We start from the raw sequence: 24207 nt of genomic DNA, 5'->3' as shown, positions 1-24207 counted from the left end.
ATAGGAAAAACGGCATATGGCACTATACGTACAGAAGTTCGGCGGCACTTCGGTGGGCTCTGTCGAGCGTATCAAGGCCGTAGCGGAAAAGGTTAAGGGCTTCCGCGATCAAGGCCATCAGGTGGTCGTCGTGGTCTCCGCTATGAGCGGCGAAACCAACCGCCTCACGGATATGGCTCAGGCACTTAATGACGATCCCGCACCGCGCGAGATGGATATGCTGCTGTCGACCGGCGAGCAGGTGACGATCTCACTACTCGCCATGGCGCTGCAGCAAATTGGCGTGCCAGCCACTTCACACACTGGTGCTCAGGTAGGTATTCATACTGACAGCGCTTATACCAAGGCGCGTATTCAGCGTATCGAAACCGACGACTTGAAAGCTGACCTTGAAGCAGGGCAGGTGGTCGTTGTAGCGGGCTTCCAAGGGGTCGATGAAGACGGCAATATCACCACCTTGGGCCGCGGTGGTTCTGATACCACGGGTGTGGCCCTGGCCGCCGCGCTCGGTGCAGATGAGTGTCAGATTTATACCGATGTCGATGGGGTATACACCACTGACCCCCGCGTATGCTCGAAGGCTCAGCGCTTAGAGAGCATTACGGTAGAAGAGATGCTGGAACTCGCCAGTCTCGGCTCTAAAGTGCTGCAGATCCGCGCGGTAGAGTTTGCCGGTAAATACAATGTGCCCCTGCGGGTGCTGTCGAGCTTTGAAGACGGCCCCGGTACCCTAATTGTTGCAGAAGCAGACAAAGACGAGGACGCTATGGAAGAACCACTGATCTCCGGTATCGCCTTTACCAAGAATGAAGCCAAACTGACGCTACTCAATACACCGGATGTACCCGGTGTGGCGTCACGTATTCTTGGCCCGATTGCCGATGCCAATATCGAAGTCGATATGATCGTTCAGAATGTTGCTCCGGCCGGTGACTATACCGATTTCACTTTTACGGTAGCCAAAGGCGACTACAAGGCAACTAAAAAGCTGCTTGAAGAGACGGTGATCCCTGATCTGGGCGGTGGTGAGCTGCGCGGTGATGACAACATCGCCAAGGTCTCCTTGGTAGGTGTGGGTATGCGTTCTCACGCGGGTGTGGCATCAAAAATGTTCCGCGTTTTGGCCGACGAAAACGTCAATATTCGTATGGTTTCGACCTCTGAGATTAAAATCTCAGTCGTCATTGATGAGAAACATATGGAACTTGCTGTCAATGCATTACACAAAGCTTTTGGTTTAGATAAGGCAGATATCGAATCTGAATAACATTTACGCCTTAAACCTTCTACGCTGAAGGGGTACTTGCTGCCGTGAGGTGGTGAGCTTTCTTTCAACGGGAGGTTGAGGTGTCATGGAGCCGGTGCCTTTGGTGGCAGGCATCACTATGCCGCATAATGGCGTGGTGTTGCCTCCGGCTGACATATCCCGTTGCAATAAAACGTCTGAAAAGGAGATCAGCCATGCTCATCCTAACTCGCCGTGTTGGCGAAACCCTGATGATCGGTGATGAAATCACCGTCACCGTACTCGGTGTAAAAGGCAATCAAGTGCGAATTGGTGTTAATGCGCCCAAAGATGTTGCGGTTCACCGTGAAGAGATTTACCAGCGTATTCAGCGCGAACGGAACAGTGAAAACGAAGTGGAATAAAACTTACGGGCTTGTATGATGATTCGATGTTCAAGACGTAAGCTATGGTCGGCGCGAAAAAAATCGGCAGAGGACTAGACACAAGATCCCCAAATCGGTAATATTCGTGCCGTTGAGGAGAGGTGGCCGAGTGGCTGAAGGCGCTCCCCTGCTAAGGGAGTATAGGGTTTATAGCCCTATCGAGGGTTCGAATCCCTCTCTCTCCGCCAATAGCATGGCCATTAAGTACTTTTAATAAGTGCTGCACTGAAAAGTGCATGGTCACAAGGTATGCGCCCGTAGCTCAGCTGGATAGAGTACCTGACTACGAATCAGGGGGTCGGAGGTTCGAATCCTCCCGGGCGCGCCACCTTCTAAATAGCTTTTAGTAGTATGAGTAAACGTTAGTTGCACCATTACGCGCCCGTAGCTCAGCTGGATAGAGTACCTGACTACGAATCAGGGGGTCGGAGGTTCGAATCCTCCCGGGCGCGCCAGATTTCTAAACCCGCTCTCATATTGAGAGCGGGTTTTCTGTTTCCAGTCTGCCTGCTTGTTTCTAACCTGACCGACTATTTTCCAGCCTGACCGGTATATAAGCTCGCGCTCCGGTCTTGCGATCGTGTGTAGCGCCCCCCGCTTTGCGGTAGGGCGCTTTTTTTTGGCTATAAACTGATAAGGCGTTGCGGAAAGGGGCGCTAAGCCAGGGTGGCGTGCTGCTCGTCAACAACAAGGCTATCGAGCAGGAAATCCAGTTCGGTAATGCGCTTCACCCGCTGAAAGTTCTGCTCGGCTTCGGTGCTGCCTTGGCGCATTTGGGCAAGCCACTGTTTGACCAAAGAGACGACAACGCGGTCAGGCAGCTGTTGGCGCTGTAGGGCGGCGTACTCTTTAAGCACATTGGCGCGCATTGCCCAGCTGCTTTCGGGCAGCCGCTCACCGGTTTGAAGCCAATGGCGAATGCGTGGGGCAAGCCAAGGGTCCGCGAGGGCACTGCGCCCTAGCATCACGTCTTGGCATCCAGAAAGCGTGCGAGCTTTCCAGTAATCCTCTAACGTCCAGATATCGCCATTGGCGACCACAGGTATGCCCACCTGACGGCGAATCTTGCCAATCCATTCCCAGTGCGCCGGTGGGCGGTAGCCCTCATCGCGGGTGCGGGCATGTACCACTAGCTGCGCTGCACCGCCCGCTTCGGTAGCTTGGCCGCAGGCAACCGCTAAGCGGCGATTGGCGAAACCGAGACGAATCTTTGCGGTGACCGGGATTTCCCCGTCTAAAGCATCGTGAACGGCTTTAACCGCTTGATAGACGCGATCGGGCTGACGTAGCAGCGAAGCGCCGCCATCGTGGCGATTAACCAGTTTGGCTGGGCAGCCGAAATTAAGGTCAACGCTGACTGCGCCAAGCTTGAGCGCCTGCTGCGCATTGGCCGCGAGGGCAGCAGGGTCCGAGCCCAAAAGCTGTAAATGCACGGGAATGCCGCTTGGGGTTGTCACGGGCGGTTGCATAAGCTCCGGGCAATGCTTATAAAACACTCTTGGCGGCAGGCGCGCATCGACGACGCGGACAAATTCGGTCACCGTCCAATCGAAGCCCGCGTGGCGTGTTAGCAAGTCCCGCGTTAAGGCGTCGATCACGCCTTCCATCGGGGCTAGGCCAATTCTGCCGTTTTGTAGTAAATTAACAACCATGACTTCCACTATCGCGCCATTGCATTCTATTCTGGGTGTGGCAGGTTAGAGTATTCCCCTCACTGCGCCAAGAGGCTTTACACAGCCGCTGGTGAAATAACGTGTCTAGCAACTTACTTCGAGAGGTAGGAGCGCCTTATGCAGGATTATGAACTATTGCAGGACGGGTTGGCGTTAATGGCGCTTGGTATGGGTGTTGTGTTTGTTTTTCTTACTATTTTAGTTATTAGCGTTACGCTAATGTCGAAGCTGATAGACCGTTTTCAGCCTGCTCCCATCGCGGTTGATGCGAGTAAGAAGTCGCCGTCGTCTCCGGCTCCCGTGAGTCAAAATGACGAGATGTTGGCGGTGATCAGTGCTGCAGTGCACCGTTATCGTTCAACGCGACGTCGTTAACTTTCTCAATTTTTTCTATCTCAGCCCTCTCTAGGCTGTTTTTTTGTTATTTTTACTACAAACTGACAATTTTCTACGGTGAGCTAAGACCATGAACGAAACAAAACGACCCTTAGGCATTACCGATGTCGTGCTGCGCGATGCCCATCAATCACTGTTTGCCACGCGTATGCGCTTGGACGATATGCTGCCGATCGCTGAAAAGCTGGATCGCGTTGGCTATTGGTCGCTGGAAACCTGGGGTGGGGCCACCTATGACGCCTGTATCCGCTATTTGGGCGAAGACCCGTGGGAGCGTATTCGTGCCCTGAAAGAGGCCATGCCCAATACGCCCCAAGCGATGTTACTACGTGGTCAAAACCTGCTGGGCTACCGCCACTACGCCGATGACGTGGTCGATAAATTTGTCGAACGGGCGAAAACCAACGGTGTTGATGTCTTCCGGGTCTTTGACGCCATGAATGATCCGCGTAATTTGGAGCGTGCCATTCAGGCGGTGCGTAACGTAGAAGGCCATGCCCAAGGTACCATCTCTTATACCGTGAGCCCGGTACATACCCTGGATAGCTGGGTCGATCTCGCCAAAACCATTGCCGGTTTGGGCGCAGATTCATTGGCTATCAAGGATATGGCGGGGCTGCTGACGCCCTACACGGCGTTCGACTTGGTGACGCGGCTCAAGAAAGAGCTGTCGATTCCAGTGCATCTGCACTGTCACGCCACGACCGGCCTTTCTACCTCGACTATTTTGAAAGCGGTAGAGGCGGGCATTGATAACGTTGATACCTCAATCTCCTCCATGTCGATGACCTACGGCCACAGCCCGACCGAATCTGTCGTAGCGATGCTCAAAGACACCGGCCGCGATACCGGGTTGGATCTTGAGCTGCTGGAAGACATCGCTGGCTATTTCCGCGAGGTGCGCAAGAAGTACGCCGCCTTTGAAGGCTCGCTGCGCGGTATCGATTCGCGCATTCTGATTGCTCAGGTGCCAGGCGGCATGCTGACCAATATGGAAGGCCAGCTCAAAGAGCAGGGCGCGGGCGATAAGCTGGACGACGTGCTAAGCGAGATCCCGCGCGTACGCGAAGACCTGGGCTTTATCCCGCTGGTAACGCCCACTTCGCAAATCGTCGGCACCCAGGCGGTGATGAACGTGATGATGGGCGAGCGTTATAAGTCGATCTCCAAGGAGGTCCAGGCGCTGCTCAAAGGTGAATATGGTTCTGCACCAGCGCCCTTCAACGCCGAATTGCAAAAACGCGTGCTGGAAGGCGGCGAACCGATTACCTGTCGCCCGGCGGACAATCTCTCACCTGAAATGGATAGATTGGCCGCCGAACTGAAGGAGAAAGCCAGCGCTGAAGGTATCCGCTTGGCCGAAGGTAAGCGCGAAGTCGATGATGTGCTGACCTATGCGCTGTTTCCGCAGATTGGTTTGAAGTTCCTCAAGAACCGCGACAATCCCGATGCCTTTGAGCCCGTTCCCCAGGTAGCTGAAGCAAGCGCTGAAAAGCCACCCGCCAAGGCAGAAAGCAAAGCGCCCGCCGCCAGCAGCGGCCCGGAAACCTACACCGTGAAACTTAACGGCAAATCCTTTGTGGTTGAGGTTTCTGAAGGCGGTGAGCTGGGTGAGGTGCAAGAGCAAACGGCAGCCGCACCCAAAGAGGAAGCACCTGCACCCAGTGGTGGAGGTAGTGGAGAGAGCATTGATGCACCGCTGGCGGGTAATATCTTTAAGGTGAACGTTCGCCCCGGTGAGCGGGTTGCTGAAGGCGATGTGGTGATCATCCTTGAAGCGATGAAAATGGAAACCGAAGTGCGTGCCAGCAGCGCAGGTACAGTGTCTAAGGTCAACGTCAGCGAGGGCGACAGCGTAGCCGTAGGCGATACGTTGATCGAGCTCTAAGGGCCCAGTAATGGATAAATTAGTGACGTTATGGGAAGGCTCGGGGCTATATAACCTTGAGCTCGGTCAAGCGGCGATGATCATGGTGGGTCTTCTGCTGCTTTACCTTGCCATTTATAAGAAGTTTGAGCCGTTGCTACTGGTGCCGATTGGTTTTGGCGGCATTCTGGCCAATATCCCTGAAGCCGGGCTAGCCATTTCTGCGCTCGACCAGGCGATTGAGGTGGCCAAGCCGGCGGTGCTACAGCAGATGGCAGCAGCGCTGGGTGCGTCCCTTGACCCACTGGCGAACTTAGACGCATGGCGGGAGTCGCTGCAGATGATCGCCCATGATGGCGTCGCACCCGACCAGCTGCGTGCTGCGCGAGACATCGCCGTGGGCGTTGGCTACAGCGACGGCATGCTTTATAACTTCTATAAAGTCGCAATCGGCTCGGGTATCGCCCCGCTGATTATCTTTATGGGCGTTGGGGCAATGACCGACTTTGGCCCGCTGCTGGCGAACCCGCGCACGCTGTTTTTAGGTGCCGCCGCTCAGTTTGGTATTTTTGCGACGCTGTTTGGCGCCGTGGCGCTGACCTCGATGGGCGTCATGGACTTCTCTCTCAATCAGGCGGCCGCGATTGGTATTATCGGCGGTGCGGATGGCCCGACCTCCATCTACGTCTCCAGCGTACTGGCGCCTGAATTGCTGGGTGCGATTGCCGTGGCCGCTTACGCCTACATGGCGTTGGTGCCACTGATTCAGCCGCCGATTATGCGTCTGTTGACCACCCAGAAAGAGCGTGAGATCAAGATGACCCAACTGCGCCCGGTCTCCAAGCTGGAGAAAGTGGTTTTCCCGCTGATGTTGTTGATTCTGGTCGCACTGTTTTTGCCCGATGCCGCTCCGCTACTCGGTATGTTTTGCTTTGGTAACTTGATGCGTGAGTGTGGTGTGGTCGAACGTTTATCGGATACTGCGCAGAATTCTCTGATCAACATTGTAACCATTATTCTGGGGCTGTCCGTCGGCTCCAAGTTAATGGCCGATAGCTTCCTGACGTTTGAAACGTTAGGCATTCTCGGGCTGGGGATTGTCGCCTTCGGGATCGGCACGGCCGCTGGGGTGTTAATGGCCAAGCTGATGAATTTAGTCAGCAAAATGCCCATCAACCCCTTAATTGGCGCCGCGGGTGTTTCTGCGGTGCCGATGGCTGCCCGGGTGGCCAACAAGGTGGGGCTGGAGTCTAACCCGCATAACTTCCTGCTGATGCATGCCATGGGGCCCAATGTGGCAGGGGTTATTGGCTCTGCTGTGGCTGCGGGTGTGATGATCAAGTATCTTGGTTAACTAGTCCTCTGTCATTGCGAGCGAAGCGCGGCGATCTCGGTTTTATGTGCTACCGCAGGACGAGATTGCCGCGTCGCAAGCTCCTTGCAACGACATACGGGGCTCTGTAGCCCTGCTGCATCATGCCTTTGGTGTAGAGAGAATCTCAACAGCGCTCTTCAAGCGGTTTTCTAGCGGGGAAAGGTCAAGTGGGTTGTCCCTTGGCCAACCAATGGTCAGACGAACACCGTCGCCATCGTAATCCGCTTGCTCAATGGGGATAGCCTGCTCTTCGCACCAGGCGCGGGCAATCGCTTCGCTGGCAAAGCCGAGCCGCAGGGTATAAAGATCGCGCTCGACCACTTCCCGGGTAGGTAGCGTCTCCAAAGCATGGCTAACCGCCTGGGCGTAAGCGCGGGCCAAACCGCCGGTGCCTAGCTTCGTGCCGCCAAAATAGCGGATCACCACGCAACCAATTTGACCTAATTGGCTGCCCTGCAGAACTTGATACATTGGGCGACCTGCGGTGCCGCCAGGTTCGCCATCATCAGAGAAGCCAATCAAATTTTGCTCGCCGGGTGGGCCAGCAATATAGGCAGTGCAGTGATGGCTCGCATTGGGATGCTCGGCTTTAGCCGTCGCCAGCATGCGAGTGAATGCATCGATGTCTAAGGCGTGGCAGATCCAGGTAATAAAGTGACTCTTTTCGACTTCGATGTCAGTTGTCTGCCAAGACGAAAGGGGGAGTTCCGGCACCCGGTAGCGCATTAATGCTCCGTGATAGTAGGCTTGTTTTGCAGGCCAGTCCTTGGATGAGATTCAACACCCATCACCATGCCGAGCACCTGAATATCACGGTTATGCAAAAATAGCGCTGGCTGCAACGTATCCTCAGGCCATAGCTCTACGCCAAAGCGGCTGATTGAGAGCTGCTTCAAGGCGATTTTTTGCTGGTTGATTTCGGCAACGGCGGTTTCTGTTTGGGCATCATGCTGATAACGCCGAATAATAATGACATCGCCATCGAACAAGTTGCAATCACGCATTGCGTTACCACGCACTTTAAGCGCATAAGTATTGCGACGAGTAATGCTAGGCGTCGGCGCATAGGTACGCGGAACCGAGTGTAAGTGGTTAGGCTTAACGGTAGGTGCTGCCATCGATATGGTCATTGAGAAATCTCCATTGCATGTTCTTTCATACAGTGGTTTCAGTATAGAACTGTTTTTGCATACAGTGCTAGCAGTAATTGGTCTTACGCCATATTGATTGAGGTCATGCTGCGACCCAGCGCCGCATAGAGTGAGTGGCGAGAAACGGGCTTTCCGTGTAGAGTTCGACGCGAAATCAATGTGCCTGGAGAGACTCTTGAGCCTGTGTCTACAAGCCCGACAGCTGTCCTGCGAACGTGATGATCGCTCACTGTTTAAGGGGCTGGATCTCGATATTCGCAGCGGTGAAATCGTGCGAATTGAAGGGCCTAATGGCAGTGGTAAAACAAGCCTGCTTAAAATTCTCTCCGGGCAGCTACGCGACTATGAAGGCGAGCTGTTCTGGAATGGCGCTGCGATGCAGAGTGTCCGTGAACATTTTCTCGCTAATTTGCTCTATTTAGGACATGCCCCGGGCATCAAGTCGGGGCTCTCTCCGTTAGAAAATTTAGCGTGGTATCAGGCGCTGAGTGGCGAAAGCAGTGGAGGACAGGGCAGCGGGGCACAAGAGGGTGAGCAGCAGCGCCTGGATGCCCTTGAACAGGTTGGCCTGGCAGGCTTTGAAGATGTGCCCGCCGGTCAACTCTCGGCAGGCCAGCAGCGCCGTGTGGCGCTGGCGCGATTGACGCTGACCCCCCGCGCGCTGTGGGTGCTAGACGAGCCCTTCACCGCCATTGATCGCCACGGCGTTGCAGCCCTTGAAAGGCAACTTATTAGGCATGCTCAGGCGGGCGGCTGCGTGCTAGTAACAACCCACCATGAGTTAGCCGCGTCATCGCTGTTAAGACGCATAGCGCTGGGGTAAAAGGAGGCCGGATTGCAGGAAACAGGGTGGCAGAAAACAGGGTTGCAGAAAACAGAGCTGCACAGCTCTTCAGATAGCTCTCTACATGGATCAGACACCGCCATGGATGCCCCTTCAGTGCCACTGCTTGAGCACCAGGGCGGGCTGATGATCGCGGTGAAGGCCACGTTGGTGCGTGATTTGACGCTACTGCTGAGACGTCGCGGTGAAGTGCTCAATCCGCTGGTGTTTTTTGCCCTGGTGATCACCCTGTTTCCGATCGCTATTTCACCCGACCCGGAGCTGTTGGCGACGATTGCGCCGGGGTTGCTATGGGTGGCGGCACTGTTAGCCGCGCTGCTGTCGCTAGATAGCCTGTTTCGCAGCGACTACGACGACGGCAGCCTTGAACAGCTGTTACTCGCTCCGCAGCCGCTGGCGGCATTAAGCGTGGCGAAAGTGGCCGTGCATTGGCTGCTGACCGGGCTGCCGTTGGCACTAATGGCGCCACTGCTGGGCATTATGCTCGCACTGCCTGCGGGTAGCTACGCGGTGTTGGCGCTGTCGCTGGCGCTGGGAACAGCGAGTTTAAGCCTGATTGGTGCCATTGGTGCGGCGTTAACCGTCGGCCTGGCGCGGGGCGGCGTCCTGCTCTCGCTACTCGTGCTGCCGCTGTATATTCCGGTGCTCATTTTTGGCGCAGGTGCGGTCCAGGCGGCTATTTTGGGCGACGGTGTCTCCGCGCACTTGGCTATCTTAGGCGCGCTGCTGGCGGCCTCACTTATGTTAGCGCCGTGGGCGATTGCCGCATCGCTGCGTATCAGTATTAACGGTTAAGGACAGGACACGCTATGTGGGCCTTTATACACAAGCTGGGATCACCCAAGTGGTTCTATGGCATTAGTGCCAAATTACAGCCCTGGTTTTGGGCCGCAGCGGTGCTGTTGCTGGTCACTGGCTCGCTGTGGGGGCTGGCGTTTGCCCCAGCGGATTATCAGCAGGGCAATAGTTTCCGGATCATTTATGTTCACGTGCCCGCGGCTTTTTTAGCTCAATCGATTTTTATCTCCATGGCGGTGTCTGGGCTGGTGTTTATGGTCTGGAAAATTAAAGTCGCCGATATGGCGGCGGCAGTTATGGCACCGCTGGGCGCTGCGATGACCTTTGTCGCGCTATTTTCCGGTGCTGTATGGGGTGTGCCGACCTGGGGTACCTGGTGGATGTGGGATGCCCGGCTTACCTCCATGCTGATTCTGCTCTTCCTCTATTTAGGCGTGATTGCTCTGCGCGGTGCGTTTACCAGCCGCGATAGTGCCTCACGGGCAGCCTCGGTGCTGGCCATGGTGGGCGTCATCAACATTCCCATCATCAAATACTCAGTGGATTGGTGGTACACCCTGCACCAGCCAGCCTCGTTTACGTTAACCTCGCGCCCGACGATGCCCACCGAAATGTGGCTGCCGCTGGTGATTATGGTGCTAGGGTTCTACAGCTTTTTTATTGCCTTGACGCTGATGCGCACGCGCAGCGAGATCCTACGCCGAGAGTCGAGCAAGCGCTGGGTACAGGAGCTCGTTAACGGCCAGGTAGTGAATGCACAGGCAGAGGAGACGCGCTAATGGCATTTGCCTCATTTTCCGAATTTCTCGCCATGGGTGGCCATGCGCCTTACGTATGGTCTGCCTGGGGAGTAACGGCACTGCTGCTGGTGGCCACCGTTTGGCATGCGCGCGTTGAACAGCGTCAGTTATTGAATGGCATAAAGCGTCGGGCACGGCGCGCAAATAGCTTGAGAGAGAACGCCCAATGACCCCTAAACGTAAACAGAAACTCTTCGTCATTTTGGGTTTGGTATCGTTAACCGCGATTGCTGTCGGGCTAACGCTGTATGCGCTACGTGCCAACATTAATCTGTTTTTTAGCCCGGTGCAGATCGCCCAGGGCGATGCGCCCATGGAACGCCAGATTCGCGCGGGTGGCATGGTGAAAGAGGGCTCGGTGTCCCGTAACCCCGACAGCCTGGACGTCGCGTTTACCGTGACTGATTACGTTGATGACCTAGAGGTCTACTACAGCGGCATCCTTCCCGATCTATTCCGCGAAGGCCAAGGTGTGGTGGTGGTCGGGGAGCTTCAAGCAGATGGCCGTTTGTATGCCGATAAAGTGCTGGCGCGTCACGATGAGAACTACATGCCGCCTGAAGTAGCGCAGGCACTTGAAGAGGCGGGCTATTCGCCGGCCGACTATCAGGCCAAGGCTGCCGAAGTGGGTAAGCGGCTTGATGAAGAGGGCGTCCCCCAAGCAAGCGAGTATTAACCCCATCGTTTCACCGACTTGCCCTACCGCCAGTGCTAATTCGGAGCGCACATGCTGATTAAAATGATTCCTGAAATTGGCCACTTCGCCCTCATCATCGCGCTGTTGATGGCGATGGTGCAGGCAGTGATGCCGCTGGCCGGTGCAGCGACCCGACGCCCACTGTGGATGGCCTATGGTCAGACCATGGCGGCCGGGCAGTTTCTGTTCATTGCCATCGCCTACGCCTGTTTGACCGCGAGCTATATGCTGGATGACTTTAGCGTGGCGAACGTAGCGAATAACTCCAATTCGCTGCTGCCGTGGTACTACAAATTCAGCGCGGTGTGGGGCAACCATGAGGGCTCTGTCCTGCTATGGAGCCTAATGCTGGCAGGTTGGGGCTTTGCGGCGAGCGTGTTCACCGGCAACTTGCCGCGGGATATGGTCGCTCGGGTGATGGGCGTCATGGGCATGGTATGTGTCGGTTTCTTACTATTCATCCTGATCACCTCTAACCCTTTTGAACGCTTGCTCCCCGACATGCCTCAAGACGGTGCCGACCTCAACCCGCTGCTGCAAGACTTCGGGCTAGTGGTGCATCCGCCGATGCTTTACATGGGCTATGTGGGTTTTTCCGTGGTCTTTGCCTTTGCGATTGCTGCTCTCATGGGAGGGCGCCTAGACGCCGCCTGGACGCGCTGGGCACGTCCCTGGACGAATCTGGCCTGGGCGTTTTTGACCGTGGGGATCGCCCTCGGCAGTTGGTGGGCCTATTACGAGCTTGGCTGGGGCGGCTGGTGGTTCTGGGACCCGGTCGAAAACGCGTCGCTGCTGCCCTGGTTAACGGGAACCGCGCTGGTGCACTCGCTGGCGGTGACCGAAAAGCGCGGCTCGTTTAAGAGCTGGACCGTGCTATTGGCGATCTCGACCTTTTCGCTGTCGCTGATGGGAACCTTCCTGGTGCGCTCCGGCGTGCTCACCTCGGTACATGCGTTTGCCAACGACCCTGCCCGTGGCTTCTTTATCCTGATGCTGCTGGCGATTACGGTGACGCTCTCGCTGCTGGTATTCGCACTGCGAGCCCCGCGGGTCAGCCACAAAGTGGGCTTTAACTGGCTCTCTCGGGATGCGCTGCTGCTGGTCAATAATATCTTCCTGGTCATCATGACGGTCACCGTTTTACTTGGCACCGTCTACCCGCTGATTCTTGACTCCCTGGGGCTGGGTAAAATCAGCGTGGGCCCGCCTTACTTCAATGCGCTGTTTGTACCGCTCACCGTGATGATGTGCATCTTTATGGGACTAGGCTCGGTAACGCGCTGGAAAGGCATGGCGGTGCGCGACCTAGTCCGTAAGCTCTGGTTGGCGGGCGTTGCTGCGCTGGTGCTGGGCATACTGATGCCGCTGCTGTATCGCGGTGAGTGGAATCTGTTTGTCTCCCTGGGGATCGTCTCTGCGCTATGGATTGTGCTGCCGATGGTGCGCGATGTGTTTGATAAAACCCGTCACGCCAGCTCGTTCATCGCCGGGTTACGCAAGCTCTCACTCTCTTACTGGGGCATGGTGTTAGGGCACATTGGTGTGGCGGTCACGATTGTGGGTGTTGCGGTGGTGTCCAACTACAACATCGAGCGCAACGTGCGCATGTCGCCGGGCACCACGGTCGAAGTGGCGGGCTATCAGTTCACCATGACGGAGTTAGCCGAGCGTCGCGGGCCAAACTTTTTGGCAGACACTACGATCCTTCAGGTACAGCGTGGCGACACCGGTAGCAGTTTCACCATGCGTCCTGAAAAACGCCTTTATCTCGCGACCGGAATGCCGATGACCCAGGTGGCTCTGCGGCCGGGGCTGTTCCGTGATCTCTATGTGGCCATGGGCGAAGACCTTGGCGACGGCAGTTGGGCGATGCGTGTCCAATACAAACCCTTTGTACGCTGGCTATGGCTGGGCGCCCTGTTTATGGCATTTGGTGGTGTACTGGCGGTGCTCGATAAGCGTTACCGCCGCGCGACGGTCACTCGTGAGGCACCGAAAGCGTCCGGCAAAGGCGATACTGCGCAGGAGGCCGCTGTATGAAGCGTCGGTTACTGCTATTACTGCTGCCGGTTTGCTTTTTAGGCTTGGCGTTGTTCTTTTTCCAGGGCCTATCGCTGGATCCTTCCCAGCGCGATTCCGCGCTGATGGCGCGAGAGTTCCCGGCCTTTGAAGCCACCACGCTGCGCGATGAGAATCGGCGCGTGGATCAATCGCTGCTTCAGGGCGACGTCACCCTGGTTAACGTATGGGGCGAGTGGTGCCCCGCGTGTAAGCAGGAGATGCCCCAGCTGCTGGAACTGGCCGATCAGGATATTCGGATGGTCGGGGTTAACTACCGCGATACCCGCGAGAAAGGCATGGAGTTTCTCAGCGAGTTTGGCGATCCGTTTGAAGTGAATATTTTTGATCCAGAAGGCGAACTGGGTTTTGATCTTGGCGTTTACGGCGCTCCGGAAACCTTTCTGGTCGATGCCGACGGCGTTATTCGCTATCACCATAAGGGCTACGTATCGCCACAAGACGTCCGCGAACGAATCCTGCCGGAGGTGGAAAAATGGCGCTAATGCGAACCATGGCAGCGCTACTACTACTGGTCATAGCATTTGGTGCAGCGGCGGGGGGGATCGAACTACGCGAATTTGACGATCCGGTCATGGAAAAACGCTATCACGATTTAACCGCCTCGATGCGCTGCCCGCTGTGTGAAAACCAAGCTATAAACGATTCCGATGCCCCTATTTCAGGGGACATGCGCGAGCGTGTCTACCAACTGCTGCAAGACGGGCAGTCGGATATCGAAATTGTTAGCCATATGGTGCAGCGGTTTGGTGAATATATTCTCTATAACCCGCGTTTAGAAAGCCGCACCTACCTGCTTTGGGGGCTGCCGATTGCGCTGGTGTTGCTAGGCGCGCTGGTGGTTGTGTTAATGATTCGTGCCCGCCGAAATGCCTCTGCTAAAGCGCTGAGCGCCGAAGAGCGCCAGCGTATAGATGCGCTGATTAACCGTAAGAGGTCTTCATGACGCTGCTCTGGATTGCGATTGCCGTTTTACTGCTCCCCGCGCTATGGCTGCTGGTGGTGCCGCTAAGAAACGCGCGTCGATTACATGATCAACAACACGCGTTTGAAACCAATGACACCTCTGCCGAGCAGAATGTGGCGATTTTTCAGCGTCGTTTAACGTCATTAGAAGCGGCGCGAGAGCGTGGCGACATTGATGCCGAGCGCTTTGAAGAAGATCGGTTGGAGCTTGAGCGTAGCCTGCTGGAAGACACCGCCGTGCGCGCGCGCCGGCCGCTCAAGCCAGCAGGGGCGGGTCGCCTGGTGGTGCCTGTCGTTATGGTGGCCGTGGTAGTGGTCAGCGTGCTTTGGTATCAGCAGCAGGGCGCCGAGGGCGACCTTGTGTTACTCGCCGTTCAGCAAGAAGTACAGAATGATCCTGAAGGCTCGCTGAGCATGTATATCGAGCGCATGGAAGAGCAGGCGGAGCGTCAGCCGGATAACCCCAACGTATGGAGCGCGCTGTTTCCGGTCTATCGCGAAACCGGGCAGATGCCCAAGGCCGTCGATGCGCTTGAACGCCTGATTGAGATTGAAGGCCGAATTCCACCGCTGCTGGCTCAACTAGCGCAAATTCGTTTCTTTATGGCCGAGCGCGAACTCACCGATGAAGTGCAGGCATTGGTCGATGAGACGTTGGAGCAGGATCCCCGCCAGCCAACCGTGCTGGGTTTGCTAGGGGTTAATGCCTTTGATAAAGGTGATTACGAACAGGCCATTGACCACTGGCGCCGGGCGATTGCCAATATCGAGGATCCCGACACCGTTGACTCGCTGCGCGAGGGTATTCGCGTGGCCCAGGAGCGCATGGGTATTGAGCCTGAAGAAACCGTCGGCGAAGGTAACGGCATTAGGGTTCGCGTTGCGTTAGACGGAGAGCTCGCCGGGCGCGTTGACGATGACGACACTGTGTTTATCACTGCCCGCGATATTGAGGGTGAGTTACCACCCCTGGCCGTGGTGCGGGCGCAGGTATCCGAGCTGCCCATGACCGTGACGCTAGATAACACTGCTGCGATGTCGCCCCAGGCGCAAATCTCCCAGGTGCAGGAAGCCCGTTTAGTGGTGCGTGTTTCGCCCTCTGGCCAAGCAACGCCCCAGCCGGGAGATCTGTTCGGTGACCTTGAGAGCGTCAGCGTCGAGCCTATTGAAGACGCGGAGGCGGTTGAAGTGGTGATTAACCGTGTTTTTGAATAATCGCAACGGGAACGCGGCCTAAGTATGCGCTTAACGTCGATTCGCTTAGTCGGGTTCAAGTCCTTTGTGGATCCCGTCACGGTACCCTTCGATGGCAATATGACCGCCATCGTGGGCCCCAACGGCTGCGGTAAATCCAACATTATTGACGCCGTGCGCTGGGTCATGGGGGAGTCCTCCGCTAAAACCCTGCGCGGCGAGTCCATGGCCGACGTCATTTTCAACGGCTCCACTGGTCGTAAACCTATCAGCCAAGCCTCCATAGAGCTCAAGTTCGACAACCGCGACGGCGGTATGGGCGGCGTTTATGCGCAGTATGCCGAAATCGTCGTTAGGCGCTTGGTCACGCGGGATGGGCAATCCAACTACTTCTTCAACGGTCAAAAGTGCCGTCGGCGCGATATCGCCGACCTGTTTATGGGCACCGGCCTGGGGCCGCGCTCCTATGCCATCATCGGCCAAGGCATGATTTCGCGGTTGATCGAGGCTCGCCCCGACGACCTGCGCTCGACGCTGGAAGAGGCCGCGGGTATCTCCAAGTACAAAGAGCGCCGCCGGGAAACCGAAAACCGCATGCGGCGCACCCAGGAAAACCTGGAGCGTCTGGACGATATTCGCGAAGAGCTGGATAAACAGCTAGAGCGCCTCAAACGTCAGGCCGAAGCCGCCAAGCGCTATCAGGATCTCAAGGAGCAGGAGTATCGGCTCAAGGGTGAGCTGGCGCTACTGCGCGGCCGCACCCTGCGGGCGGAGCAGTCCCATCAGGAGAGCCGCGTTCGCGAGTTGGAAATCGCGGTCGAAAAAGATGTCTTCGGCGTTCGTCAGTGCGAAACCCGCTTGGAACAAGCCCGCGAACAGCATGACGAACTCTCTGAAGTGCTCGACCGTCACCAACAGCAGTTTTTTGAAACCACCACGCGCATTGCCCGTCTGGAACAGGATCAGGCCCATCGCCGCAGCCGTGAAACTCAACTGGCCAGCGATATTGCTACCGCCCGGCGTGACCTGGACGAGCAGCGCCGGGTTAGCGAAGGCGATCAGGAACGTTTAGCCGCGATTGATGAGCGCTTTGACGACTTGCTTCCCGAGCACGAAGCCTTAGAGGAGCGGCTCGAAAGCCTGGAGCAGTCCCTAGCCGACGCATCTCCCGCCCTGGAAGCCGCTGAACAGCAGTGGACCGATGCCGAAACCCGCTGGCGGGATGCCAGCCGCGACGCTGATCGTAGCCAGGATCTACTGCGCGACCTGGAGCAGCGCATTCAGCGGCTGCAAGCCGAAAATCAGCGCCGCCGCCAGCAGCGCAGTGAGGTCGCTGACCTTACAGGGCTACGCGAGGAGCATGCCGTATGCGAAGAGCAGTTAGCGGATGCCCAGCAGCAGGCGGAAGGCTTTCAGGCCCAGCGGGATCAATGGCAGCAGCGTTATAGCGATGCCAAGGCGGCCTATCAGCAGGTGACTCAAACGCGCGATCATCAACGCGCTGACCTGAGCCAACGTCAGGGGGAGCTGGCCTCCCTGCAAGCGTTGATTGATGCTGCACTGGTGGATCACGACCCTGCGATAGGCACGACCCTGGCAGCGCATGGCTTGGCAGAGGCTCCCCAGCTGGGCGAAGTACTGCAAGTAGCACCAGGTTGGGAAGCGCTTACTTCCTGGTTGCTTGCGCCGTGGCTCAATGCACGTTTAGTCACTCGCCATCAGTTGGCGGCCTTGCCCGAGGCCTTAGCCACCGATTGGCGTTTGATTGATCAAACCTCGCCAGCTCCCTCCACCTCGGGTCAGCGATTAGACAGTTTGGTCAAAGGCGCAGGCGCGCTGGGCGAGTGGTTAGCAAGCATTCACTATACGCAAACGGCCGAAGAGGCAGAGGCGCAGGTAGCGCATTTGGCGCCTGGCGAAAGCGTGGTGAGCCAGGATGGGGTTTGGTTGGGCCGTGGCTGGCTGCATCAGCAGGCCAACGGTGAAGGCATCGACGGGCTGCTATTGACCCGCCGCCGCTACGACGAGCTTTCCGCTCAGCGCGAAAGTGAAGAAGAGGCCTTGGCGCTGGCAGAGGAGCAGTGTGAGGCGGCCAGAGAGACGATTGAAGCGCTGGAGCAGGCTCGGGAGCAGCAGGCCGAACAGGAGCGTGCTCACGCCACCACCCTGCAGCAGTTGGCGGTGAAAGAGCGTAGTTTGGCCCAGCGCTTGGAACACCTTGAAGGTCGTGCAACGGAGCTCGATGAAGAGCTTGCCCAGCTACAACAGGATGAAGCAGAGTTAGCGCTTACTCTTGATGAGCAGCGCGCCCGCTGGCATGTAGCAATGGAGCAGCTGGAGAGCACCGCCGAAGCACGGGAAACCAGTGCCGAGCAGCGCAACCGGCAGCGCGAGGCGCGTGATCAGTTGACCCAGCAGCATGCGCCGCTCAAAGCCCAGCAGCAGGCGTTGGCACTTGAGCGTGAACGTTTAAGCGCTGAGCGGGATAGTCTGCGCTCTCAGCAGGCGCGCTCGAACGACTCTGAAGAGCGCCTCTCGCTGCGTATTGCCGAGCTTGAAGAGTCGCGGGAGATGTTGGTCGAGCCCGACGAGCTGGCTGGGGAAGAGCTTGAAGAGTTGCTTCACCAGCGTGAGCAGCAGGAGGGGCGCTTAAACGCGACGCGTCAGCAGGCCCAGGCGCTGGCTGAACAGTTACGCAATGACGAACTTGCCCGCCAGCAGCATGAACGTAACTTGGAACAGAGTCGCGAGCAGCTCCAGCAGCGGCGTATGGACGTTCAGGCGTTGGCACTTAAAGCCGCCACCCAGGATGAGCAGCTAACTGAGCTTGGCCATAACGTCGAGACCCTCACTGAACAGCTGCCCCATGAAGCGACGGAAACCCGTTGGCAGGAACTTCTGGAAAGTACCACGGACAAGATTCGCCGCTTGGGGGCGATCAACCTCGCCGCCATTGAGGAGTATGATCAACAGGCCGAGCGGCGAAATTATCTGGAAGCGCAGCACGCCGAACTGACCGAAGCGCTGGAAACCCTTGAACGGGCGATTAAGCGTATTGACCAAGAAACCCGGGTGCGCTTCCGCGAAACCTTTGATCAGGTCAATGCCGGATTGCAGGCGCTGTTCCCCCGTGTATTCGGCGGCGGTGCGGCATGGTTAACGCTAACCGGCGATGACCTGTTGGAAACCGGCGTGGCGATTATGGCGCGTCCGCCGGGTAAGAAGAACAGCACCATTCATCTGCTATCGGGCGGTGAAAAAGCGCTTACTGCGCTGTCGTTGGTATTCGCCATTTTTCAGCTCAACCCAGCACCGTTCTGTATGCTGGATGAAGTGGATGCGCCGCTGGATGACGCCAACGTGGGCCGTTACGCCCGGTTGGTCAAAGAGATGTCTGAGAACGTACAGTTTATCTACATCACTCACAACAAGATTGCCATGGAAGCCGCCGAGCGCTTGATGGGGGTGACCATGCAAGAGCCCGGCGTATCTAGGTTAGTCTCGGTGGGGATTGAAGAAGCGGCAGCGCTGGTCGATTAAGCGCCTTCTTCCTTCACCTTCAAAAGTCTTGCTGAGCAAGACATTCACGATAGCCGTTTAGTGCGTGTACTGGATGAGCGTTGGGATATGACGGTGCATATACATCTAACCCGACCGGCCGCCCCATCAGTGCGACAGCAGAAGAATTTTGGAAGAGACTGTAACTATAAACAGCAGTTTGTTAATCATGGAGTGATAAACATTATGCAAATACGCAAAAAAGTGTCCTAACGCGCTCAAGTTAACTATATTACCTCTATTAATGTTTGGTATGAGAACGTTAAGCAGCTTATAAATAGATCTTGCCAATGGGGATGATTAGCACATTAGTAAGCAAAAGGCTGAAACGGTTATGCACTTCCCAACGGTCAAAATGGCTTTTCTAGCTTTCGAGCTTCCTTTATAAAGCGATGTATAACGATTAGATCAAAGGCTCGTGACACTTTCGGCTGAAGTTAAGGTCGGACTTTTGCCTTAACCGGCTTCAATAACAGTCTCAAAAGCGTGAAAATAGCGTAATTATCAGCAAAAATTGGCCCTTTTCATAGCAATCGCGCTATGCTTGGTGGCAAGTACTTATTAAATAGCAGTTACCCATATTTAGGCATGGTGCCTTAGCAACCGGCAAGATGACCATGGAACGTTCGACATGGAACTAAGAGAGTGGCTAATCATTTTAGGGCTGGCGTTGGTATCGCTCATCGTTATAGACGGTGCGCGAAGACTGCAACGTCAGCGTCGTGTACCCCGTCTGGATCAGGCGGAAAAGGATCTTTCAGCTAGTCAGCTAGAAGATGATCCCGATGAAGCTGCTAAAGCAGCAGAGATCAATTGGGAACTACCCAATGGCGGTGCACGAGTCGTTAAGCCCGCTGACTATAGTGGCTTAGGTCATAAACCAAAATTAGAGCGTCAAGAGCATCCTGGCCCTTCCAGAGTGCTTTCTGAGTTTAGGCGTTCGGCGTCAGCTAAAGCAGCCAAACGCAAAGCTGCAAAAGCGGAATCCATCGCTAATTCCCAATCAATAGCAGCAGAAAAAACGGAGCGCCCAGTCGTCGCTAAAGCAAATACTGCGACGACTTCACCCTCCATGCCGACTGAGCATGAGCGCCTTGAGCCCAGTATTTCTATGGCAAACACTTCAATGAACAGCACTTCAAAGGCCAGTACCCTAAAGGCTGCTGAGGTTCCCCAGGACAAAGAGACTGTATCGCAACATGAATCCGAGCCAACGGCGGCCGCTGATTCTGCTGCAATGGCTAACGCAACCGCTTCTAACGTGAACGCTGAAGCAACTGAGCCTGCTCCACAGGCCGCTATAGCTATAAAAGAAGGCTCAACGACCCGTGAGGCAGCTGCTTCGCCTGATGACATGTCTATTCGCGCAAGCGAAACGGATACGGAAGCCTCTGTTCAGCCTGATTATGACGCTGAACCGGTACTACGTGCTGAGCCAGAAGATGCCGTATTTGCAAAACATGCTAATGATCACTCTCCTAAACGTCGTCAGTTGCGCTCCGATACCGCCGGTGACCACGACGAGCTTGACGATGACGAAGTGGATGAGTACCGGTTAGTCGACTTTGAAGGCATGGGCCGCTCATTGAAGCGCCGGTTGATCGAGCGTCGTAAAGAGAAACAACGCAAAAAGGCTGAGAAAGCGCTGCGAGATAAGGCGCTGGCCAAGCAGAAAGCTGAGCGTAAAGCAGTGGAAGCGGAACAGCGGCGTGAAGCGAAAGAAGCCGCTGATGCTGAGCGTGCTCGCGTAGCCCAAGAGCAGGCGCAGGCACGTGAAGAGGCAGCCGCCAGTGCAGCGGCCGCGGATAGACTGGCTGCTCAGCAGCGAGCGGATGATCAAGCTCGTGAAGCGTCTCGGTATGAAGAACCGCTTTATGAAGAGGGCTACTCTGCTAACTTTGACGAAAACGCCGATTATGCCAGCGATACTGCTTATGACGACCGCGCTGCTGATGAGCGCGGGGGGAATGATAGCGTCCGCATTCATCCCACATTAGAAAAAGCCCTACGTCACGATGTGAGCGGCGAACACGCCAAAGAGACGCTTTCCAGCGCTGAAGAAGTGGTCGTTATCAGCGTTCTCTCCCGTGACCCAGAAGGGTTTGATGGTAGCAAGCTGCTGGAACTCATGATGGTGTGTGGCTTGCGCTATAGCCGTGAAATGGGCATTTTCCACCGCTTTGAAACGGAAAGTGATGACAGCGAACTGCAGTTCTCCATGGTCAATGTCGTTAAGCCAGGCACCTTCCCCATTGAAGAGATGGGCGAGTTCATGACCCCAGGCATCACCTTACTGATGCCACTGCCGGGTGCACTCGATAGCGCTGCCGCGTTTGAGGCGATGGTCGAAACCGCTATGGTCGTGGTACGTCATATGGGCGGCGAACTGAAAGATGAAAACCACAGTGTGATGACCGCACAAACGATCGAGTTTGCCCGTCAGCGGGTGCGTGAATTTGAGCGTCGCCATCGCCTGCATCGGCATATGCAAGCCCGCTAATTCACACCGGCTGTTCAACACCCGCCTTCTTGCCAGAAGGCGGGTGTTTTTGTTCAATACGCGCTAATTTTACAGTCGTTCAGTTTTCACGTTCGTTCAATTTTTAAATTGCTTAGGTTTTGCGTTGTCGCTGCCGAGTACTGGAACCCATTCTAATGAGCAAGTCTGATTCTCAACCGTTGGAAGAGATTACCCAGCTGCGGGCCGCCCTGGATGAGGCAAACTACCGCTATTACGTGCTGGATGATCCTACCCTTACCGATGCCGACTACGACCGTCAGCTGCAGCGTTTACAGCAATTGGAAGCCAGCCATCCAGAACTGATCACCAGCGATTCTCCCACCCAGCGTGTAGGTGCCGCCCCAGCCGATGGCTTTCCATCAGTGGCGCACGCAATCCCTATGCTGTCGTTGGATAATGCCTTTAGCCGCGAGGATATCCATGCCTTTGCCGAGCGAGTGGCGGAACGGTTGGAGTGCAGTGCAGACGAGGTTGAGTTTACCTGCGAGCCTAAGCTGGACGGCGCGGCGGTGTCGCTGGTTTTTGAGCAGGGCGTGCTGGTGAGCGGCGCCACCCGGGGAGATGGGCGTACCGGTGAAGGCATCACCTCTAACCTGCGCACTTTGCGTTCGGTGCCGTTAAAGCTGATGGGCAAAAACGTACCCGAGCTGCTAGAAGTGCGTGGTGAAGTGATTATGCGCCATGCAGGGTTTGAGGCGTTGAACGAGCGCGCTCGGGAAGAGGGCAACAAGGTATTTGCCAATCCGCGCAATGCGGCGGCAGGCAGCCTGCGTCACCTCGACCCGCGTATTACCGCGAAACGTCCACTTGAATTTCACGCCTATCAGGCCGCCCGCTTGGAACCTGATTTAGGCGATACCACCCACAGCGAACTAATGGCACGGTTATCCACGTTAGGATTTCGCGCCAGTGCAGAGCTAAAAGTTGTCAAAGGCCCACAAGCTGTCGCCGACTACTGCGAGCAGTTGGGCGAAAAACGCGATGCGCTTGGCTTTGATATCGACGGCGTGGTGATCAAGGTGAATGACCTGCGCTACCAGCGTGAGCTGGGCTTTGTCGCCCGCGCGCCACGTTGGGCGGTGGCGTTTAAGTATCCTGCTCAGGAAGAGGTCACCACGCTTAACGATGTCGAGTTCCAGGTTGGCCGTACCGGGGCAATCACGCCGGTGGCGCGGCTTGAACCGGTCACCGTGGCAGGCGTGACGGTCTCCAATGCCACGCTGCATAACGCCGATGAAATCACCCGCCTGGACGTGATGATTGGTGATACAGTCTCCATCCGCCGAGCTGGCGACGTTATCCCTCAGGTAGTTAGAGTGCATGTTGAACAGCGGCCTGCGGATGCCAGGGCCATTGTTTTTCCTGAACACTGCCCGGTATGTGGGTCGGATATTGAGCGCGTTGATGGCGAAGCGGTGGCGCGCTGTTCCGGCGGCCTCTACTGCGCCGCCCAGCGCAAAGAGGCGTTGAAGCACTTCGCCAGCCGCAAGGCGCTGGATATCGACGGCCTGGGCGAGAAGCTGATTGTGCAACTGGTCGACTTGGATTGGGTCAAAACCCCGGCGGACCTGTTTCATTTGAGTGTTGAGCAGCTAAAAAGCCTGCCGCGGATGGGCGAGAAGTCAGCCAATAATTTGGTCAACTCGCTTGAAAAAGCCAAATCGACCACCCTGGCGCGGTTTATTTACGCGCTGGGGATCCGTGAAGTAGGCGAAGCCACAGCGGCCAACCTTGCTAATCACTTTGGCACGCTTGAAACCGTCCAAACGGCGGAACTGGCAGCGCTGGAAGCAGTCAACGATGTCGGCCCGATTGTCGCCGCCCACGTGCATACTTTTTTCCGCCAGCCACACAACCAGGAAACCATTGCCGCACTGATTGATGCCGGAGTTACCTGGCAGGAAGCCGTCGTTACCCAAGGCCCAACGCCGCTGGAAGGCCAGATCTGGGTATTGACGGGGTCGCTTGAGAGTATGACCCGCGATGAGGGCAAGGCGCGCTTGCAGGCATTAGGGGCGAAGGTAGCGGGCAGCGTGTCGAAGAAGACTACCTGTCTCGTCGCTGGCGAAGCCGCAGGCAGTAAGCTAACCAAAGCCGAGCAGATGGGTGTAGAAGTGATCGATGAAGCGACCTTTATGGAACGTTTGGCAGAGTGGGAGCAGAGTTAATGAGCCGTTTTATTGAAGTACCCGCAAGAATGCTGCCACCGGAAACCCTCGATGCCCTGCTTGAGGCATTTGTGACCCGCCAGGGTTACGACACGACCGATACCACGGGCGAGGGCATGCATGGCTGGGTAGCCGAGCTCAAAAAGCAGCTTGAGCGTAACGAACTGATCATCGCCCATGACCTTGAGCTGGAGATGACCGAAGTCATGACCCTAGCACGGTGGCGCTCGTTTGGCCGAGATATCGCCGATGACGAGGAAGAGGGTGATTTTTAGACGCATCTTGCGAAAAGCCTCCCGGTATGTCGTTGCGAGGAGTACAGCGACGCGGCGAACTTTGCTGGCAGTGGCAGGCAAATCCGAGATCGCCGCGCTTCGCCCGCGATGACATTTATCTGAAGCATCGAGTCCTGTCGTTGCGAGGAGCGCAGCGACGCGGCAATCTCAAGC

General features: G+C 56.3%; 21 protein-coding genes and 3 tRNA genes. 21 read left to right on the top strand and 3 right to left on the bottom strand.

Annotated features, from left to right (window positions below; genetic code table 11):
- The first annotated feature begins 16 nt into the window (after positions 1-16).
- From KO116_RS17720 to KO116_RS17700, 5 genes are all read left to right on the top strand, one after another.
- A complete protein-coding gene (locus KO116_RS17720; RefSeq protein WP_035564424.1) occupies positions 17-1267 on the top strand; it encodes an aspartate kinase in 1251 nt (416 codons plus the stop codon).
- A gap of 194 nt (positions 1268-1461) precedes the next feature.
- A complete protein-coding gene (csrA, locus tag KO116_RS17715) occupies positions 1462-1650 on the top strand; it encodes a carbon storage regulator CsrA (RefSeq protein ID WP_007111501.1) in 189 nt (62 codons plus the stop codon).
- Positions 1651-1766: 116 nt separating this feature from the next.
- Positions 1767-1859: transfer RNA gene (locus tag KO116_RS17710), tRNA-Ser, on the top strand.
- A 63-nt stretch (positions 1860-1922) separates the two neighbouring features.
- A tRNA-Arg gene (locus KO116_RS17705) sits at positions 1923-1999 on the top strand.
- Between the two features lie 50 nt (positions 2000-2049).
- Positions 2050-2126: transfer RNA gene (locus KO116_RS17700), tRNA-Arg, on the top strand.
- Between the two features lie 201 nt (positions 2127-2327).
- On the opposite strand, the gene KO116_RS17695 is transcribed toward KO116_RS17700, so the two are convergent.
- Positions 2328-3323, bottom strand: coding sequence for a tRNA dihydrouridine synthase (locus tag KO116_RS17695; RefSeq protein ID WP_235272421.1), 996 nt, complete (start codon positions 3321-3323; stop codon positions 2328-2330).
- A 138-nt stretch (positions 3324-3461) separates the two neighbouring features.
- On the opposite strand from KO116_RS17695, the gene KO116_RS17690 reads away from it, so the two are divergent.
- The 3 genes from KO116_RS17690 (at position 3462) to KO116_RS17680 (ending at position 6961) form a co-directional block, all read left to right on the top strand.
- Positions 3462-3719 (top strand): OadG family protein, encoded by a 258-nt coding sequence (locus KO116_RS17690; protein ID WP_035564423.1) that lies wholly within the window; start codon positions 3462-3464, stop codon positions 3717-3719.
- A 91-nt stretch (positions 3720-3810) separates the two neighbouring features.
- Entirely contained in the window at positions 3811-5628 is a 1818-nt protein-coding gene (gene oadA / locus KO116_RS17685; RefSeq protein WP_035564420.1) for a sodium-extruding oxaloacetate decarboxylase subunit alpha, read from the top strand.
- Between the two features lie 10 nt (positions 5629-5638).
- Positions 5639-6961 (top strand): sodium ion-translocating decarboxylase subunit beta, encoded by a 1323-nt coding sequence (locus KO116_RS17680; RefSeq protein WP_035564418.1) that lies wholly within the window; start codon positions 5639-5641, stop codon positions 6959-6961.
- 120 nt (positions 6962-7081) lie between these two features.
- Here KO116_RS17680 and KO116_RS17675 read toward each other — a convergent pair whose 3' ends face one another.
- Together KO116_RS17675 and KO116_RS17670 are read right to left on the bottom strand one after the other, a co-directional pair.
- Positions 7082-7708: an IMPACT family protein gene (locus tag KO116_RS17675; RefSeq protein ID WP_035564417.1), complete on the bottom strand. Its 627-nt coding sequence runs from the start codon at positions 7706-7708 to the stop codon at positions 7082-7084.
- Entirely contained in the window at positions 7708-8112 is a 405-nt protein-coding gene (locus KO116_RS17670) for a LexA family protein (protein ID WP_035564416.1), read from the bottom strand. The genes KO116_RS17675 and KO116_RS17670 overlap by 1 nt, the downstream gene beginning before the upstream one ends.
- Positions 8113-8308: 196 nt before the next feature.
- On the opposite strand from KO116_RS17670, the gene ccmA reads away from it, so the two are divergent.
- From ccmA to KO116_RS17605, 13 genes are all read left to right on the top strand, one after another.
- On the top strand, positions 8309-8956 hold the full coding sequence (ccmA, locus tag KO116_RS17665; protein WP_035564414.1) for a cytochrome c biogenesis heme-transporting ATPase CcmA: 648 nt from the start codon (positions 8309-8311) through the stop codon (positions 8954-8956).
- 102 nt (positions 8957-9058) lie between these two features.
- Positions 9059-9772, top strand: a complete 714-nt coding sequence (gene ccmB, locus KO116_RS17660; protein ID WP_008957503.1) for a heme exporter protein CcmB — start codon at positions 9059-9061, stop codon at positions 9770-9772.
- Positions 9773-9786: 14 nt separating this feature from the next.
- Positions 9787-10554 carry a heme ABC transporter permease gene (locus KO116_RS17655; RefSeq protein ID WP_008957502.1) on the top strand — a complete coding sequence of 256 codons (768 nt, stop codon included), beginning with the start codon at positions 9787-9789 and terminating at the stop codon, positions 10552-10554.
- On the top strand, positions 10554-10745 hold the full coding sequence (ccmD, locus tag KO116_RS17650; RefSeq protein WP_008957501.1) for a heme exporter protein CcmD: 192 nt from the start codon (positions 10554-10556) through the stop codon (positions 10743-10745). The genes KO116_RS17655 and ccmD overlap by 1 nt, the downstream gene beginning before the upstream one ends.
- Positions 10742-11251, top strand: coding sequence for a cytochrome c maturation protein CcmE (gene ccmE / locus KO116_RS17645; RefSeq protein WP_035564413.1), 510 nt, complete (start codon positions 10742-10744; stop codon positions 11249-11251). Before ccmD ends, ccmE begins: the two co-directional genes overlap by 4 nt.
- Positions 11252-11302: 51 nt before the next feature.
- Positions 11303-13312, top strand: a complete 2010-nt coding sequence (locus tag KO116_RS17640) for a heme lyase CcmF/NrfE family subunit (protein WP_035564411.1) — start codon at positions 11303-11305, stop codon at positions 13310-13312.
- The gene (locus KO116_RS17635; protein WP_008957498.1) at positions 13309-13836 is read left to right on the top strand and encodes a DsbE family thiol:disulfide interchange protein; all 528 of its coding nucleotides are present in this window, start codon (positions 13309-13311) and stop codon (positions 13834-13836) included. The genes KO116_RS17640 and KO116_RS17635 overlap by 4 nt, the downstream gene beginning before the upstream one ends.
- A complete protein-coding gene (locus KO116_RS17630) occupies positions 13827-14297 on the top strand; it encodes a cytochrome c-type biogenesis protein (RefSeq protein WP_035564409.1) in 471 nt (156 codons plus the stop codon). Before KO116_RS17635 ends, KO116_RS17630 begins: the two co-directional genes overlap by 10 nt.
- On the top strand, positions 14294-15532 hold the full coding sequence (gene ccmI / locus KO116_RS17625) for a c-type cytochrome biogenesis protein CcmI (RefSeq protein WP_035564407.1): 1239 nt from the start codon (positions 14294-14296) through the stop codon (positions 15530-15532). The genes KO116_RS17630 and ccmI overlap by 4 nt, the downstream gene beginning before the upstream one ends.
- A gap of 24 nt (positions 15533-15556) precedes the next feature.
- A complete protein-coding gene (gene smc / locus KO116_RS17620; RefSeq protein WP_035564406.1) occupies positions 15557-19051 on the top strand; it encodes a chromosome segregation protein SMC in 3495 nt (1164 codons plus the stop codon).
- 649 nt (positions 19052-19700) lie between these two features.
- The gene (gene zipA / locus KO116_RS17615; RefSeq protein WP_035564404.1) at positions 19701-21569 is read left to right on the top strand and encodes a cell division protein ZipA; all 1869 of its coding nucleotides are present in this window, start codon (positions 19701-19703) and stop codon (positions 21567-21569) included.
- 155 nt (positions 21570-21724) lie between these two features.
- Positions 21725-23758 carry an NAD-dependent DNA ligase LigA gene (gene ligA, locus KO116_RS17610; protein ID WP_035564402.1) on the top strand — a complete coding sequence of 678 codons (2034 nt, stop codon included), beginning with the start codon at positions 21725-21727 and terminating at the stop codon, positions 23756-23758.
- On the top strand, positions 23758-24033 hold the full coding sequence (locus tag KO116_RS17605) for a YheU family protein (RefSeq protein ID WP_035564400.1): 276 nt from the start codon (positions 23758-23760) through the stop codon (positions 24031-24033). The genes ligA and KO116_RS17605 overlap by 1 nt, the downstream gene beginning before the upstream one ends.
- Positions 24034-24207: the final 174 nt, after the last annotated feature.

It is taken from the genome of Halomonas sp. KO116, from assembly GCF_000734975.2.
Taxonomy (GTDB): domain Bacteria; phylum Pseudomonadota; class Gammaproteobacteria; order Pseudomonadales; family Halomonadaceae; genus Vreelandella; species Vreelandella glaciei.
Note: the sequence above shows the minus strand (reverse complement) of the source record. Positions and strands in the feature narration are given on the sequence as shown.